This window comes from Pseudomonas sp. GR 6-02, assembly GCF_001655615.1.
Taxonomy (GTDB): Bacteria; Pseudomonadota; Gammaproteobacteria; order Pseudomonadales; family Pseudomonadaceae; genus Aquipseudomonas.
This window is the reverse complement of sequence record NZ_CP011567.1, coordinates 2832912-2848951: the sequence shown is the minus strand read 5'-3', so window position 1 is coordinate 2848951 and position 16040 is coordinate 2832912. Positions and strand designations below refer to the sequence as shown.

Here is a 16040-nt window from a genome sequence, read left to right as displayed (position 1 = left end):
GGCTCACGAACGGCGACACAGTGACGGCTGGGCGCCCCGAAGAAATTCAGCGCAGTTGCACCCAAGTGGACTCGGGCGGTTCTTCGTTGTTGGTGAGCCCGTGCTTCTGTGCGTATATCAGCAAGTCGATCCGGTTAACGAGATTAAGCTTTTGATAAATATTACTGAGGTGGTTGTGCACGGTGTGCTCGCTGATACCCAGGCGCCCGGCGATGCACATGTATTTGGCAGACGGATCCCCCACGATGGCGCGAATCAGTTCCTTTTCACGCAGCGTCAGCCGCGCCTGTTTCGCCTGCTCCGAATTGCATTTCAAAGGTATATGCCCGGTCGCGGCATAGTCGGAAAGCCCACCGACCCAGGCTCTATCCAGCCCGATGTCGCGATGGTGGACCTGGATGATGGCTCGGATGATCGATTCCGTCGGGTCTTCCGCCAGCACGACGCCGCGTGCGCCCGCCTCTATTGCCTGGGCAACAGGGACGGTTTCGTACAGGCTCTTGAGCACCAGGACTTTCATTTCGGCGCTGCGGGCGAGCCCCGCGACGACCGCCAATGGGTTCAGCGCATCCGGAAAGAAACTGAAAAAAACGACATCGGGACGCAACTGATCGGCAAGATCCAGCGCTTTGGTATAGGTGGTGGCCTGCCCGCTCACTTCCATCTGAGGCTTGCGGGCATTGATCAAGTCTTGAAGGCCCATAAGAACAAGAGGACGACAGTCGATCAGCATCACGCTTATTGGTTTTATTTGGGTCGTCATTACCGTCCTGACTCCCTTGAAAAATGAACGATGGCCTCCACCCGCTGGCCTTCCTGGATCAACAGCTCATTCACCTGTCCATCACGATTGATGGACAGATATGAGCGCCGTCAGGCCTTGACAGTGCCCGCCCGGGTATTAGCCCTGAGGGACACTTCCACCCGTTGCACCGGCAGGGATTGCGGACGTTCCCAGAAGCCGGGCAAAAGCCATCGAAACAACAAAAATAGGAATAATCATCAATAGTTTGCGCTTGATGATGTGCTCCCGCGAACCGCTCAACTGAGTCTAGGCCAGCCCGGCGCGCTGCCGGCCCAGCCATCCGCCAGTCGTCGACTCAACCTCACGCGGATAGCCCGGCTGATGTTCCCAACGGTGCCATCTCCCCTAGAAAATCAAGGTCTTAGGCTCGCCACCGGCGACCTGCGGCTAAAGTCTGACCCGATCAAAATCGTCAATTAACCGACGAGTGGCGTGCGGCAAAGTATGACAATAAAAACAGCGTCAATTTATCGGCGAAATCCGCCTGGCCGAGCCACCCACGAGCCGGCCCCAGGCCCGCGGGCAGGCACTGAAAAACCAGCCTGGCGTGGAGGGTCTACAACGGCGGTATTGCTGGCAAGTTCAGGGGGATGTGAGTTTTTGGCTGGAGCTGCGGGGGCTCAGCCAGGCATTGACGTTTTCGACACTCTCGACAGGCGGCTTGCCCGCCCAGCGATTGAGCGTGAAGACATTGGTGACGAAGTCGTATTGGGTCTTGAGCAGATCACGACGAGCCCGGAATTCGTTGCGTACGCTGGTCAGTACATCGACGGCATTGACCATTCCGTAACTGAGTCCTTTTTCTGCCGCCACTCTGGACAGCTGTGCCGAGGCCAGGGCATGCCGGCTCGCACTGATCTTTTCTGCGCTCGAGTTGGCCGTCAGGTAAGCGGTGGTGATCTCCTTGACCACCTGGCGCTGGACTGCTTCCAGTTGCTGCTCCGCCACAATCTGATCCTGGTAGAGCCCACGCACCCGCGCCGAGGTTGAACCACCGCTGTATATCGGCACTTGCACGCCAATACCGGCGACATAGCTGTCGGTACGCGGCGCCAGGGAGTTATTGTAGCCCTCGTTGGTCTGTTGCGCGCTCAGAGACAGGCTCACGGTCGGATAGTGCCCGCCCTTGCCGCCGCGCAACGCAGCGCCTGCGGCCTCGACACCACTTTCGTTGGCCTTGAGCGCCGGGTTTTGCGCTATCCCCTCGCGGACCCAGGTTTCAAGACTCTGCGTCGACACTTGTAGTTGCACGTCATCGCGAATCCGGTTGAGCTTCTCCTTGACCGGCCGACCGACGATCTCCGCCAATGCCTCGCGAGTGATACTGGCCTGGTTCTGGGCATCCAGTTCCTGCGCCGCCAGCAAATCGACCCGGGCCTTGAGGTCGAGTTGATCGGTAATCATTGCCAGCTGCTTTTCGTACAACGCATTGACCCTGTCCAGGCTCTTTTGCGTGGTTTGACGCTCCGCCTTTACCAACTCCAGTTCATCCTCGGCCGCCAATGCGGCGAAGTAACGCTGGGCGAGATCCACTGTAGCCTCGGCCTGGGCCTCCTGCGCTTCTGATTCGGTTTGCTTGGCCAGGCTTTTGAATCTTTGGTAGTTCTCCCACGCGGCCTTGTTGTAAAGGTACTGACGCAGCACCAGGCTGTAGATTTCGCTATCGTAACTGCGCTGCACCAGGTCGCTCTCCTGATGAATCCGGTTCTGCCCGGCGTTGAGCGATACCTGTGGTAACAGCGAGCCCAGGGCCTCGCGTTGATGTTCCTCGCCCGCCTTCGCTCGCGCATACGAGGCCAACACTCGCGGGTCTTCCAGCCGGGCCTCGCGGTACAACTGCATGAGATCCGTGGAATACGTCGAGGCACTGACCCCGGTCGGCTTTGCTTCAGTGGTTTGCGCCAGAACGGCACCCGCGGCAAACATGAACGCCCCACCCAGCAGAACTGTCGACGCTCGCATGATCACTCCTCGATCAACGCTTGAGAGATGACATTGCGGGCCGGCTGCAGAAGGTATTGCAACAGCGTGCGTTGCCCCGTGATGATCAACACGTCCGCAGGCATCCCTGGCAGTAATTTGCGATCACCCAAGGCGCGCACGCCGGCTTCGGTGACCCGGACCCGCGCCAGATAATAGGGAGTCCCGGTCTTTTCGTTGACCAGCCGGTCCGCCGAGACACTGATGACCTCGCCCTGGATCACCGGCGTGGTCGCACTGTTGAACGCGCCGAAACGGATATCGGCACGTTTGCCGATGGCGATGCGATCGATATCGACCGGCGCCACCTGGGCCTCTATGACCAGTTCAGAAACCGAGGGAACGATGTCCAGCAAAGGCGTCGCCGAGCGCACGACGCCGCCAATCGTATGCACCGTCATGCCTATCACCATGCCCGATTCGGGTGCGCGGATGATGATATGGCTGAGCCGGTCTTCCAGGGCGGAAGCCTTCTCTTGCAGGTCGTAGATTTTGGTCTGGACATCGGCCAATTGTTTGGCGACATCGGCATTGAAGTCTTTATCGACTTGTAGAATCTGCAGCTGTGTTTCATTGATCTGCAGGCGCGTCCTGGTGATGGTCGAACGATGGTCGGCCAATTCGGACTTGACCATTTCAAGCTTGCGCTGCTGCTCAAGCAGGCGTTGTTTGTCGACGAACCCTTGTGACAACATGTCTGTCAATTCAACGATTTCACCGCTGTAGGATTTATTCAGTTGGCTCTTGACCCCGATCATCGCCTCCAGCCCCTTGATCTGTTGATTCAACTGACCAATGCGCTCTTGCAGCACCGATATCTGGCCCAACCGTGACCCCCGTCGTGCGTTGAATACCTGGGTCTCGCCCTGGCGCGCCTCGGCACCTCGCAGACTGTCGGCATCGGTCATGACGTCAAAGCCAATGACTGGCAGATTGTCCCGCTCAGCCTTGAGTCTTGCCTCCATGGCTCTGGCGGCAATGAGCTGGCTTCGGGTCATCTCGTATTCGGATCGCAGCTGGGCATCATCGAGAATAATCAGCGGGTCATCCTGCTTGACGATGTCACCGTCATGGGCCAACACCTCTTTGACGATGCCACCTTCGAGGTGTTGTACCGTTTTCCGATAAGCCTGCACGGTGACCACACCAGGCGCGTAAGCCGCGCCATCGATCGGTGCGACCGCCGCCCAGGTGCCGAACACCCCGAAGGTCATCAATAAAATGCCAAAACCCAGGCGACGGATCTTTCGATCAGAGACCGCCAGGTCGGCGAAGTTATCTGTTTGACGACTGAGCATCGTACTGTTCATCGGCATCACCCTTGCGAGTAGCCACCGAAGCCACGCTTGCGCCTGCTTGCGTGGCGTGCTTTTGTGCCCGCTGCGCGAGTTCGGCCAGCACTTGTTCGCGTGGTCCATAGAGACTGATGGCGCCATCACTCATCACCATCAGCCGGTCAAGTTGGGACACAATGTTGGTTCGGTGGGTAATCACAAAAACGGTTGCACCTGTCAGCTTGAGCTGCTGGATGGCCACCGCCAGGGCACGATCACCGACTTCGTCGAGATTGGAATTGGGCTCGTCGAGGATAATCAGCCGCGGGTTGCCATACAGGGCACGGGCCAGGCCGATGCGTTGGCGCTGCCCTCCCGACAGCATGACGCCATCGCTGCCAATGACGGTGTCATAGCCATCGGGCAACAGCAGAATCATTTCGTGAACCCCGGCGGACTTGGCCGCCAGAACGACTTTCTCGGAGTCGACCTCGGCGAAGCGGGCAATGTTCTCGCTGACGCTGCCTTCGAATAATTCAATGTCCTGGGGCAAGTAACCTATGTACGGCCCGAGTTCATGTTTGTCCCACGCGCTGATGTCCGCGCCATCGAGCCGGACCACCCCATGCTGCGGCGCCCATACCCCCATCAGTGCCCTGGCCAGGGTGGACTTGCCCGCGGCACTTGGACCGATGATTCCGACAATGCAGCCGGCAGGTACGCTGAAACTTATGTTTTTGATGATCGGGGTTTTCGAGCCAGGTGCCGCGACGATCAGATTCTCCACCTGCACATGCCCCTGAGGCGCAGGCAGTGTCATACGCTCGGGCTGAGCCAGCTGTTTATCGAGGATGTCGTTGAGACGGCGGTACTGCGAGCGGGCCGCAATAAAGCCCTTCCAGCTGCCGATGATCAGATCGATGGGAGCCAATGCGCGCCCTAGCAGCACGGACCCGGCAAACACCATGCCTGGCCCCACCTGGTGATCCACGGTCAGGTACGCCCCCAGCCCCAGGATCAGCGATTGCACCAGGATCCGGAAGGACCTGGAAAGCGTGCTGATGATGCCACCTCTATCGCTCGCGCCGGACTGCAGCATCAGGACATGTCTTTGGCGACGCCCCCAACGGTCCATCAGGGTTTCAAGCATGCCCATGGACTCGATGACTTCAGCGTTGCGCAGATTTTTTGTGGTGTGGAGCGTCGCGCTGATATGTTCCTTGTTGGCCTGGGCAAGTGTCGGCCCCGTCAACCTCTCATTGAGAAATGCGAGAAATAACAACAACAACGCACTGCCCACCGCTACCCAGCCATACCAGGGATGGAACATGAACATCACAGCGACATAGATAGGCAACCAGGGCGCATCAAAAAAGGCGAACAATCCATTACCGGAGAGAAACTGTCTCAAGCCCGTCAAGTCGTTGAGTGACTGGGCCGAGGCATCCATGCCGCCACTTTCCAGCGCCCGTTTGAAACTGGCCTTATAGACCTGGCGACTCAGCAACACATCCAGCCGGGTACTGACCCGAACCATGATGCGTGAACGCACCCATTCCAGGGAACCGAGTGTGACCACCAACCCGGTCATGATCAGCGTCAGCATCGCCAGGGTCGTCAGACTTCCGCTGGTGACCACTCGTCCATACACCTGAAGCATATAGAAGGTAGGAACGAGCATCAGCGCGTTGATGAAAAAGCTGAAAAAGCCAACAGAAACAAAGCTGTCTCTACAGGCTTTCAACGCTATTTTCAGACTGTTTTCAGGTGTGTTTCGCATGGAAACCCCTGCTCGGAAAGTCATACCTTGAGGAGCTTAGATCATGCCGAACGACTGTGCGCAGCCGTTGGCCAGATCGCCCCGGACAACGGGTTTCACCCCCCGTTTTCGACTGGATGCAAGTAAAGCGTCACCGACAAGATCCGTTCCGCCAGTACTTGTCCTATCCTTCCCTCCAACCCATCACTGCGGACATCGAAATGCCCAGCCCCGAATCCACCCTCCTCCAGAGCTGGCACCACAACGCCAAGCCCTGGATCGAGGCTATCCGCACCGGCACCATCGAAAGCCGCCTCAAGGTCACCGACCAGGCAATCCTGCTGGCGATACTGGGCCGCCAACCCGAGCGCGTGCTCGACCTGGGCTGCGGCGAGGGCTGGCTGTTGCGGGCGCTGGCTGAACGGGCCATCGAGGCGGTCGGTGTGGATGGCGATGCGACACTGGTCGAGGCAGCACGGGCGGCGGGCTCTTCGCGGGTGCATTTGGCGAGCTATGACGAGTTGGTCGAGGCGAAGGTGGACATCGGCAGCGACTACGACCTGATCTGCGCCAACTTCGCCCTGTTGCATCAGGACATCATCCCCCTGCTCGCCGCCATGAACGCCCTGCTCGCCCCCGGTGGCGCGCTGGTGATCCAGACGCTGCATCCGTGGACCGCGGCGGCGGGCGACTATCAGGACGGTTGGCGGGAAGAAACCTTCGCCGGGTTCAAGGGGCAGTGGCAATCCATGCCGTGGTACTTCCGAACGTTGTCCAGTTGGCTCAATGCTCTGGACATGGCCGGTTTTCGGCTGGCCGCCCTGCAGGAGCCGCAGCACCCGCAAAGTCCGGTGCCGCAGTCGTTGTTGTTGGTGGCTGAGCGATGGGATGTCTCGGGAATAGAGCAGCCTCAGGCGAGGCGTGGGGCACAGTGAAGTTCACACGGCGCAAACTACTCGAGGCTGGCATGACCTGCATAGCAGTCAATGCACTGTCGCCTTGGCGGTTATGGGCTGCGTCTTCAGGCGTCCTGGTTAACGACGTCACGCTTCTCAACCCGATTTGGGTTAACCGTCTCCTCACCCCGCATACGACAGATGATATTCGGCAGGCGCTCGCCGCAGGGTCTGGCCCGGTCTGCATTGGTGGTGGCCGCTATAGCATGGGCGGACAGATTGCCACCGAGGACAGCCTGCACATCGACATGCGTCAGTTCAATCAGGTGATCCATTACTCGCCCGAGAGCAGGGTCATACGCGTGCAAGCGGGATTGCGGTGGCGTGACCTGCAGTCGGTTATCGACCCACACGATCTATCGGTAAAAATCATGCAGAGTTATGCCAACTTTACCGTCGGCGGGGCGCTGTCGGTCAATGCGCATGGGCGTTATGTCGGCGCCGGCCCGGTGATCAACTCGGTGCGTGCCCTCCAGTTGGTGCTCGCCGACGGTTCGGTAGTAGAAGCATCCCGCAGCGCAAATGCCGACTTGTTCCACGCAGCCATCGGTGGCTATGGCGCGCTGGGGGTCATCACTGAGGTCGAATTGGACCTTGCGTCCAATGTCACGATGGAACGTCAGGTACACCGACTGTCAGTTGCCGATTACCCGACATTTTTCAACGAACAGATCCGCGGGAACGAACAGGCAATCCTGCACAACGCCGATTTGGCTCCCCCCTACTTTGACCAGGCTACTTGCGTCACCTGGCGCACCACGGACAAAGAGCTGACAGTCGCAGACAGGCTGATCGCACCGGGGCAATCGTACAAATTCGACCAGATCGCCATGTGGAGTGTGGCCAAACTTCCCGGCGGCCCGTTGATTCGCAAGGATGTGATCGATCCACTGCGCTATCTCAGCCACCCGGTTGTACGGCGCAACTATGAGGCCAGTGCGGACGTCGCCTCGCTCGGGCCTATCGCAACCCGAAACAGCACCTACGCGTTGCAGGAGTATTTTGTACCGGTCGCCCGGTTCTACGCGTTCGTACAGCAATTGACCACCATCCTGCAGGCGCACCAGGTTGAAGCGGTCAACGTCTCTATCCGGCACTCGCCGGGCGCCCCCGACTCGTGTCTGTCTTGGGCACGCGAAGAAGTGTTTTCATTCGTACTCTATTACTGGCAGCACGTCAGCGTGGCTGACCGTGAGGAAGTCGGCGCGTGGACACGCGAACTTATCGACGCCGCGTTGTCGCTTGGGGGGACTTATTATCTGCCCTACCAGCTGCATGCAACTCGAGAACAGTTCACACGCGCCTACCCCAACGCGCGACGCCTGTTCGCACTCAAGGCGCAATACGATCCGGGCAAGCGATTCCGCAACAAGCTCTGGGACAAGTACTACATGGGGTAGCGCGAGGCCCGAGGCTTGCTAGTACGTCCACATGCCAGTGTTCGGGCCAGGCCGACGCTCCGCTGTACGAATCAGCAGTGCCCACTGCTGAAGAGCTTTTTTATAGCTCCCAAGCATATTTTTAATAATTTTCCTCTTCCGATTGATGCCGCACTATCAAACCGCACTGAGCACCTCTGGTCCGGCTTTCCCGGATGAAAGCTTTTTTCATGACGATGCCGGCCCCAAGAGCCCGGCACGGTGGAACCTTATCGGCCTCTGGCCAGCACTGCCCGGCTTTACACCATTCTAAAAACCAGCTGTGGGAGCGTTCCATGTCTTTATCCTTACGTACCTGTGTTCCTTTTTCCCTGGCCCTGTTGTGCACCGGCGTGCTCGCCGAGCCCCAGGCCCTGACTGTCATTTCGTTCGGTGGCGCCACCAAGCAGGCCCAGGACAAGGCCTATTTCCAACCCTTCAATGCAAGCGGTGCAGGACGCATCGTCGCCGGCGAATACAATGGCGAACTGTCGAAGATCAAGGCCATGGTCGATGTGGGCCATGCCACCTGGGATGTGGTCGAGGTGGAGAGTCCGGAACTGTTGCGTGGCTGTGATGCCGGCTTGTTCGAGCGACTGGACAAGGCCAGTTTTGGCGACCAGGCCCAGTTCGTACCGGGGACCTTGACCGAGTGTGGTGTGGCCACCTACGTCTGGTCGATGGTCATGGCCTTCAACAAGGACAAGCTGGCCAAGACCCCGACTTCCTGGGCGGACTTCTGGAACGTAACCGACTTTCCGGGCAAGCGCGGCCTGCGCAAAGGCGCCAAGTACACCCTGGAAATCGCTCTGCTGGCCGATGGCGTCAAGCCTGACCAGCTCTACAAAGTGCTGGGCACCCCCGAGGGCGTGAACCGAGCCTTCGCCAAGCTCGACAAGATCAAGTCGAGCATCCAGTGGTGGGAGGCCGGAGCCCAACCAGCGCAGTGGTTGATCGCCGGTGACGTGGTGATGAGTGCCGCCTACAACGGTCGTATCGCCTCGGCGCAGAAAGAAGGCATGAACCTGAGCATCGTCTGGCCCCAGAGCCTGTACGACCCGGAATACTGGGCCGTGGTCAAAGGGTCGCCGAACAAGGCGCTGGCCGAGCGTTTCATCGCGTTTGCCAGCCAGCCGCAGGCCCAAAAGGTTTTCTCGGAAAACATCCCTTACGGCCCCGTCCACCGCCAGGCCCTGGCACTGCTGCCGGAGCCAGTACGCCAGCAATTGCCGACGGCCGAAGCCAACTTGGCCAAGGCTCAGTCGGTAGATGCGGAGTTCTGGGTGGACCACGGCGAGGAGTTGGAAGAACACTTCAATGCCTGGGCGGCGCGTTAGCCGCGACACACTCTCTGTAGCAGCTGTCGAGCCTGCGAGGCTGCGTTCGGCTGCGAAGCAGTCGTGAATCCGGCTGACGCGGTCTGCCTGATGCACCGTAAGTTCTGGTTTTACGACTGCTGCGCAGCCGAACGCAGCCTCGCCCCGGCTCGACAGCTGCTACGGATTAATCAATCAAGCCATCAAGAGCGCCCCACGGAACCTGTGACCGGTAGATTTCCCAGCAAGTTGAGCCCGGTACTCTTCACGAAAGCGTCATAGTCCATCGGTTTCTCGATGCGGGTTTCAGCGTTGGGCAGTACGTAAGCCCAGGCACGCTTGGACGATGCGTCGTAAACCAGTTTGAACAGGCGGGTCGGCACCCAGACCTTGTTGTCGCCGACGGTGCCGTGGCCTGAATCAAAGAGCGGGCCGGTAAAGACAAAGACATTGCCATCGGCTCGTTTGGCAAACTTTCTGACATCGGACTCGACCTTACTCCAGATCTTCCGGTTGTTGGTTGGGTCTTGCGGCACCATGTTCGACAGCGCAAAGGATTGGGCCATTGCATTGGGGTTCGGTGCATCGGCCGCCGGGGATTGATGGCCACGGTCCACGGCCGGATGTTGGCTACGGTAGTCGCTCAACTCTGCCCGCCCACTCTTGGGAATGCGTGGGTCCGGATAGAACTGGTTGGTGCGCTCCTCCCCTTTGGCATCCTGCAGCTGGGCGGCATTAAGGCGTTCGACCACTACCAGCGGTGTCTTGCTGGTTTGCGAGTACAGCACCGCGAAGTTATCGGAACACAGGGCCAAGGGTTTCATTGTGGCAGGCACAGTGGCCATGTTGATCGGTTTCGCGGCCGGGAACAGATCCGCGCAGCCGTCAAACGATGCCTGTTTCTGTTTGTTTGAATAGAGTTCCAGCGCCGCGCTCTGGCTGATCGAGCCCGAGTGGGAGGTTTGTTGCTGATGCTGGGTGGGCGGCTTGATGAAATCCAGCAGACTGCGGGCTTGTGCCCCGGTCGAGAGCAAAACAAGGGCCGACAGCCCAACTGCAATTTTGCGTAGGTGCATGCTTTAAATCTTCGAATTGGATTGAGGGGTAAACGTACGACGAGTCCCGATTTACGAAACCAGGTAGAAGCGGTTGCGGATTATATTGCGGTGAGCATGCTTTCACTGTCCTTGATCAAATTGCCGATGCGGATCCGGTCGGCGCCAGGCAGTACGACCGCTGACGGTCGCGCGGGGTGTATTGACCATCACAAGTCACATTAGTGCTGAGCGGCGTACAGATTCTACTTGGCCATGCTCGTCGAATGGGCATACCTAAGCGGACTGGTTAACTGACGCGAAACTTTGTGCGTACTCCTTGTAGACAGGCGCGTATGCCGCTTTTCACTTAGCATCCAATAATCATCCATTCATTTTCAGGGAGTGTCTGATGAGCCCGAAAATAGAGCTGTATGGCGCGCCTACCGGCAACAGTCTGAGGGCTGCAATAGCCTTGGAGGAAGCAGGTATCCCCTACACCGCACGAAGACTGAACTTGCAGGCGAATGAGCAACGCGACTTGTCGTACCTGGCGCTTAATCCGGCAGGAAAAGTCCCAACCCTGGTCGACCATTCATCGACACCCCCGCTGGTCATTAACCAATCGAACGCAATCATTCAGTTCGCTGATGCAAAAGCTCCGGGTCGGCTTGCACCTGCGCATCGTGGACCAAAACGCGACCGGGTGTTTGATCGTTATTTCTTTTTCGTAACGGACGTCATCGGGCCCAGTCATGCTGCATTTTCCCTGCGCCAGGCAGGATTTAATGATGCGGCCACAGTTATCGATCAACGCGTCATTGAACAACTCGTCTACGCAGAACGGTTTCTTACCGACGACTTTATGGCCGGAGATCAGTTCTCCATGGCGGACATCTCCGCTTTCACCATTGCGGCATCATTTCGTGATCGGCTGGATTGGGCAGTGCTTTCACGCTTATCACGCTGGTTCGACGCGATCGAAGCCAGGCCCGCCGTACAACGAGGATTGAAAACGTTCCAGAATCACTGAGCGCTACTGCGCAGACCTCATTGTGTGCGCTAAAGATGGGCATGGCTGCTCGCATCCTGCCCGAGGTCTGAGCCCCGGACATGCGAATATCGTATGTATCACAAGAATGGCAACGTTCTATAAGGGCTCTGCTGTCTGGATAAGCGAGTTCAACACCAGTTTTATTTCAGAGGCTGGATCTTTATGCCCTTGCAGTATCAAACCTTCCGACAAAGCGGTGAAGGTCCTTGCAAGAGCGGCATTCGCCAAAGGAGGCTTCTTGCCTGCATGATTAAATATGATGGTAATCAACTTACCCAAGGCTTCACTATTTTCCTGATGCAGATCGTAGTAATGCGTTGAGAACTCTTCATCACGCAAGGCGATCAGTTGCAACTCAGCATCAAGAATCGCGCAACTGGTATTATTTTTAAGCGTGTCAATATAGGCATTCAATCCATGGGTCAGCTGTTCCGATGAATACCCTGAAGTCAGGGTGACACTCAATCGATCAATCTCAACTCCCTTGAATCTCTGAGTTAACTGCAGAAGCAAGTCCGACTTACTTGTAAAGTTTGAAAAGAAGGCCCCCTTCGAAAAACCGGCTTCCTCGGAAATAGCGTTGACACTGGTGGCGTGAAAACCTTTTCTCACCATAAGATCAGTGGCGGTATCGAATAACTTATCCCTTGTTATTTGCTGACTTTCTTCTCGACCTAATCTCTTTTTAATCACGCCTTCGGCTCCTTTGGCCAAACAAATCTATTTGTAACTGGATGCAACGGATCTGCCACTCACTGCGCAAACCTGTTTTAACTATCATATCTTATACTAAGCCCTCTTAATCACTTTGCATTTAAACTTTTAAGGAGTGCCATGTAAATGCCATGTATTGGGCCCCGCACGTTCAGGCGCCTTGGTATCCAGCCTGACGCGCGCGCCCTGATGAATCGAGTCAGCAAGGGTGTCTTTTGACTCCCCCCAGAAGGCAGGCGACGGACGGCAAAAATGTCTAGCGATGACCTCAATCCGCCCGATCCCGGTGAATGCCTGCTGTCGACAACGCTCTAAACCACAGGATTTTCGTGTTTCAGGTCGGGTTCAAGGGCGTCGACCTTGTGGCGACTGTTAAATACCGCTTGATTTCCAGATACCGAATGGTTTTTACTTGCCGCCGTTGACGCCCCCTGCCTGGTCAAAGCATCGAGCGCGGTGACATCAATCTCAATGCAGTAGCAGGTTACCACCCCACAGGAGCTGGATTTTAATGGAATATGCCTTTGTTACAGGCGCTACAGGCCTGCTCGGCAATAATGTGGTTCATGCGCTTTTAAAGCGAAACATCAAAGTAAAAGCACTGGTCCGCTCCGTCGAAAAAGCCAAGAAGCAGTTCGGCAATCTGCCTGTCGAATTTGTCGAAGGCGACATGCTCAATGTCGACGCCTTCAGCCATGCCTTGCAAGGCTGTGATGCCTTGTTTCATACGGCCGCCTATTTCCGCGATAGTTACAAAGGTGGAAAGCACTGGCAGAAACTGTATGACACTAACGTGACCGGTACCGAGCGCCTGTTGCAGGCCGCTTATGCCGCAGGCATTCGTCGTGCAGTCCATACCTCCTCCATTGCCGTCTTGAAGGGCGATAAAGATCAGGTGATCGATGAAACAATGTCTCGCAGTGAATCGGAGGCTGACGATTACTACCTGAGTAAAATATTGTCTGAACAGAAAGTTCAGGAATTCCTGGCGCGGCATCCGGACATGTTCGTTGCCATGGTATTGCCTGGTTGGATGTTTGGCCCTGGGGACATCGGCCCGACCTCATCAGGACAGTTCCTGCTCGACTTTGTCGGACAGAAATTGCCCGGCGTACTGCCTGGAAGTTTTTCCGTTGTCGATGCCAGGGATGTAGCAGAGCATCAACTCGCGGCGATCACACGCGGCCGATCCGGAGAACGCTACCTGGCAGCCGGCAATCACATGGACATGAAAAGCATTTTCCAGGCGCTCTCCAGTGTCAGCGGCGTAAAAGCGCCGGAGCGCAAAGTGCCACTGTTCATGCTGCGTATAATTGCCTTGATCTATGAAGGTTATTACCGAATCACGAAAAAGCCGGTGCTCATCAGCACTTCCACTGTCAAACTCATGGAACAAGAGCAAGGGCGCACCCATTTCAGCCACAACAAAAGCCTGAAAGAATTGCAGTGCAAGTTCCGCCCCGTGACGGAAACATTGACCGATACCCTGGATTGGTATCGGAAAAATAACTACATTGATGCTTAATTGAAACAATTTATATATAGCCTGCCTCTGTAGTACTTTTTTGTCTGACCATAAATTCAAGGATTGAGAGAGGTTGGTAAATGAAAAGCCTTTCATCTAAAGAAGGTTTTCTGCATCGGTTCGTCGGTTTTTCAGAGTCGTTCCCCGAGCACATTGCTATCAGGAACCTGGACGCGGAAGAAGATACCGTCACTTACCGTGAGTTGCGTATAAAGGCTGAAGAGTGCAATGGCGCACTCTCAGCATTAAATGTATTGCCTGGCGACAAAGTAGCGCTCGTTCTACCCAATGGGGTGGAATTCATCGCTTACTATTTGGCGATCATCGGTCGCGGTGCGGTTCCGGTCATCCTCAACTACAAACTGACGCCATTCGAAATGAACAGTGTCATCAGCATCGCCAGACCGACGCTGGTAGTGACCACCGAAACGCTGTTCGAGCAGCATAGCGAGACATTTCAGCCTGACTACGGCGTTAAGCACTCCTTGGTGTTGAACGCCGCAAGCGAGCCGTCATCGCCCCTGCCCGACAACGCAACGGCGGACTCTCGGCTTCCCCGACAGACCGAGCCCTTGTTACTGCCCGAAGGCAATCCGATTGTCTCGGTACAGTTCACCTACCGGGGCATCGGTAAACCGCTGGCCGTTTCTCACCGCTACCTTGATTTGACGCAATCGAGCGATGGCCTGCATGAGCAGTTTCATCTTCAAGGTGTCGGTTCCGTTCATCTGGTGACGCTGCCGCTGTATGCCATCTTCGGCCTGTCGGTGATGATGGTTTTCCCCTTGAGCGTGGGCGCCACACTGTTAATGACTAACACCCTGCTCAACAGGGATCTGGCAGAAGTCTTGTCCCAGCATAAGGTCACCTTTGCCTGCCTGGTGCCCGACGTCATTCGCTACTTCAATACACGACTGGCCAAACGCAAGGGCGCGCTGTTGCCGTTGCACCCTCACCTGATGATTTATTCGGGTGGCAGCCATTTACCCGCAGACGAAGCCGAGAAGCTGGGAAGACTGCTGGGGTGCAATCCGGTGCTGCAAGGCTATGGATTGACCGAGAGCATGCCGGTGATTGTCCAGAGCTCGATTGGCAAGGTCCATCGCGGCGCCATGGGACAACCGATCAGAGGCGTAGAACTACGGGTCGTCGATGCCGAAGGGCGGGATGTCGCACCTGGACGCATTGGCGAACTGCTGATTCGCGGCTCGATGGTGATCGACGGCTATAACGATGCAGAGGACGCCAATGCCCGGTTCTTCCGTGATGGTTGGCTACACACGGGTGATCTGGTCTGGCGGGACGACGACGGGCATGTGTTCTTCTATTGCCAACGCCTGCGAATCTCGAAGATCAAAGCGCAAATGGTCGACCTGACTGAAATCGAATCCATTGCCCTGAAGCACCCGGATGTGGTGCGCGCGAAAGCTTACATCGTCCCGGACAACAAGGAGGTCAACGTACTGCACCTGTGCGTTGAAGGGAGCGGCGACCTGACCCAGAGCGCTGTCTCTACCCTGCTCTCGCGCTACCTCTCGGGCTTCAAGTTGCCCAAAACCATCGAGATCATCTCTCTCAAGGAAGAGATTCATGCAAGCTAATGGCACACAACCGGTACTGGCCGTGTTTGACTTTGACGGCACATTGACCGACAGACATACGTTCTGGCGCTACATGCGTTATATCGTGGGAACCCGATCGTTCTGGCTCAGGATCATTCCCCTGCTGCCCAAAATGCTCAGTGTAATCGTTGGCATCACGCCATTGATGCAAGCCCGACTGGCATTCATTGCCTGTTATCTGGGCGGTCTGTCCGTTGAGCAAGAGCGCGAGCATGCCAAGTATTTCATCAGCGAGCTGCTACCGCTCTGGCTCAGGCCCGAGGCCCTGCGCCGGCTGCAATGGCATCAGTCCATGGGGCATGTCACTGCGCTGGTCAGCAACTCGCCGGAAAACTACCTGATTCCCTGGGGTCAGGCAGCGGGTTTTGACTATGTCTGCGGCACTCGCCTGGCGACGGCGAAGAACAAACTGACCGGAGGAATATCAGGTACCAACTGTGTTGAGAGAGAGAAAGTCACACGGCTCAAGGGCTGTCTGAGCAACCTTGATGACTTTTACATTTATGCCTACGGGGATTCATCCGGTGACGATGCCCTGCTCGGCATTGCCAACTCTCCCTTCTACAGAAACTGGTACTAACCG

13 protein-coding genes are annotated in these 16040 nt (G+C 56.7%); 7 read left to right on the top strand and 6 right to left on the bottom strand.

The features are described 5' to 3' along the window. Window positions 1-46: 46 nt before the first annotated feature. The 4 genes from PGR6_RS12720 to PGR6_RS12705 all read right to left on the bottom strand — a co-directional run bounded on the left by PGR6_RS12720 (window position 47) and on the right by PGR6_RS12705 (window position 5839). Window positions 47-763, bottom strand: a complete 717-nt coding sequence (locus tag PGR6_RS12720) for a response regulator transcription factor (RefSeq protein WP_064617459.1) — start codon at window positions 761-763, stop codon at window positions 47-49. Between the two features lie 624 nt (window positions 764-1387). Next, window positions 1388-2767: a TolC family outer membrane protein gene (locus PGR6_RS12715; RefSeq protein WP_018927964.1), complete on the bottom strand. Its 1380-nt coding sequence runs from the start codon at window positions 2765-2767 to the stop codon at window positions 1388-1390. 2 nt (window positions 2768-2769) lie between these two features. Continuing rightward, window positions 2770-4083 carry an HlyD family type I secretion periplasmic adaptor subunit gene (locus tag PGR6_RS12710; RefSeq protein ID WP_018927963.1) on the bottom strand — a complete coding sequence of 438 codons (1314 nt, stop codon included), beginning with the start codon at window positions 4081-4083 and terminating at the stop codon, window positions 2770-2772. Next, window positions 4061-5839 carry a type I secretion system permease/ATPase gene (locus PGR6_RS12705; protein WP_064617456.1) on the bottom strand — a complete coding sequence of 593 codons (1779 nt, stop codon included), beginning with the start codon at window positions 5837-5839 and terminating at the stop codon, window positions 4061-4063. Before PGR6_RS12705 ends, PGR6_RS12710 begins: the two co-directional genes overlap by 23 nt. 200 nt (window positions 5840-6039) lie before the next feature. Between PGR6_RS12705 and PGR6_RS12700 the strand changes: the two genes are divergently transcribed. The 3 genes from PGR6_RS12700 to PGR6_RS12685 all read left to right on the top strand — a co-directional run bounded on the left by PGR6_RS12700 (window position 6040) and on the right by PGR6_RS12685 (window position 9529). Next, complete coding sequence (locus PGR6_RS12700) at window positions 6040-6753, top strand: class I SAM-dependent methyltransferase (protein ID WP_064621256.1); 714 nt, start codon at window positions 6040-6042, stop codon at window positions 6751-6753. 32 nt (window positions 6754-6785) lie between these two features. Beyond that, complete coding sequence (locus PGR6_RS12695) at window positions 6786-8174, top strand: FAD-binding oxidoreductase (protein WP_064617453.1); 1389 nt, start codon at window positions 6786-6788, stop codon at window positions 8172-8174. A 314-nt stretch (window positions 8175-8488) separates the two neighbouring features. Continuing rightward, window positions 8489-9529 carry an ABC transporter substrate-binding protein gene (locus PGR6_RS12685; RefSeq protein WP_064617450.1) on the top strand — a complete coding sequence of 347 codons (1041 nt, stop codon included), beginning with the start codon at window positions 8489-8491 and terminating at the stop codon, window positions 9527-9529. Window positions 9530-9711: 182 nt separating this feature from the next. Here PGR6_RS12685 and PGR6_RS12680 read toward each other — a convergent pair whose 3' ends face one another. Beyond that, window positions 9712-10584, bottom strand: a complete 873-nt coding sequence (locus PGR6_RS12680) for a DNA/RNA non-specific endonuclease (protein WP_018927953.1) — start codon at window positions 10582-10584, stop codon at window positions 9712-9714. Between the two features lie 370 nt (window positions 10585-10954). Between PGR6_RS12680 and PGR6_RS12675 the strand changes: the two genes are divergently transcribed. Then, window positions 10955-11575 (top strand): glutathione S-transferase family protein, encoded by a 621-nt coding sequence (locus PGR6_RS12675; protein ID WP_064617447.1) that lies wholly within the window; start codon window positions 10955-10957, stop codon window positions 11573-11575. Window positions 11576-11692: 117 nt separating this feature from the next. Here the strand turns inward: PGR6_RS12675 and PGR6_RS12670 are convergent, their stop codons facing one another. Next, window positions 11693-12289 (bottom strand): TetR/AcrR family transcriptional regulator, encoded by a 597-nt coding sequence (locus PGR6_RS12670; protein ID WP_064617444.1) that lies wholly within the window; start codon window positions 12287-12289, stop codon window positions 11693-11695. A gap of 532 nt (window positions 12290-12821) precedes the next feature. Here PGR6_RS12670 and PGR6_RS12665 point away from each other — a divergent pair. The 3 genes from PGR6_RS12665 (at window position 12822) to PGR6_RS12655 (ending at window position 16037) form a co-directional block, all read left to right on the top strand. Further along, on the top strand, window positions 12822-13835 hold the full coding sequence (locus PGR6_RS12665) for an SDR family oxidoreductase (protein ID WP_018927950.1): 1014 nt from the start codon (window positions 12822-12824) through the stop codon (window positions 13833-13835). An 80-nt stretch (window positions 13836-13915) separates the two neighbouring features. After that, a complete protein-coding gene (locus tag PGR6_RS12660; protein ID WP_064617441.1) occupies window positions 13916-15436 on the top strand; it encodes a class I adenylate-forming enzyme family protein in 1521 nt (506 codons plus the stop codon). Then, on the top strand, window positions 15426-16037 hold the full coding sequence (locus tag PGR6_RS12655; protein WP_018927948.1) for an HAD-IB family hydrolase: 612 nt from the start codon (window positions 15426-15428) through the stop codon (window positions 16035-16037). Before PGR6_RS12660 ends, PGR6_RS12655 begins: the two co-directional genes overlap by 11 nt. Window positions 16038-16040 lie beyond the last annotated feature (3 nt).

Excerpts from the sequence above, each read along its gene's own strand:
- PGR6_RS12685 (WP_064617450.1), top strand. The coding sequence starts at position 8,489 with ATGTCTTTATCCTTACGTACCTGTGTTCCTTTTTCCCTGGCCCTGTTG.
- PGR6_RS12700 (WP_064621256.1), top strand. The coding sequence starts at position 6,040 with ATGCCCAGCCCCGAATCCACCCTCCTCCAGAGCTGGCACCACAACGCC.
- PGR6_RS12720 (WP_064617459.1), bottom strand. The coding sequence starts at position 763 with ATGACGACCCAAATAAAACCAATAAGCGTGATGCTGATCGACTGTCGT.
- PGR6_RS12660 (WP_064617441.1), top strand. The coding sequence starts at position 13,916 with ATGAAAAGCCTTTCATCTAAAGAAGGTTTTCTGCATCGGTTCGTCGGT.
- PGR6_RS12705 (WP_064617456.1), bottom strand. The coding sequence starts at position 5,839 with ATGCGAAACACACCTGAAAACAGTCTGAAAATAGCGTTGAAAGCCTGT.
- PGR6_RS12695 (WP_064617453.1), top strand. The coding sequence starts at position 6,786 with ATGACCTGCATAGCAGTCAATGCACTGTCGCCTTGGCGGTTATGGGCT.
- PGR6_RS12675 (WP_064617447.1), top strand. The coding sequence starts at position 10,955 with ATGAGCCCGAAAATAGAGCTGTATGGCGCGCCTACCGGCAACAGTCTG.
- PGR6_RS12655 (WP_018927948.1), top strand. The coding sequence starts at position 15,426 with ATGCAAGCTAATGGCACACAACCGGTACTGGCCGTGTTTGACTTTGAC.
- PGR6_RS12710 (WP_018927963.1), bottom strand. The coding sequence starts at position 4,083 with ATGCTCAGTCGTCAAACAGATAACTTCGCCGACCTGGCGGTCTCTGAT.
- PGR6_RS12680 (WP_018927953.1), bottom strand. The coding sequence starts at position 10,584 with ATGCACCTACGCAAAATTGCAGTTGGGCTGTCGGCCCTTGTTTTGCTC.
- PGR6_RS12715 (WP_018927964.1), bottom strand. The coding sequence starts at position 2,767 with ATGCGAGCGTCGACAGTTCTGCTGGGTGGGGCGTTCATGTTTGCCGCG.
- PGR6_RS12665 (WP_018927950.1), top strand. The coding sequence starts at position 12,822 with ATGGAATATGCCTTTGTTACAGGCGCTACAGGCCTGCTCGGCAATAAT.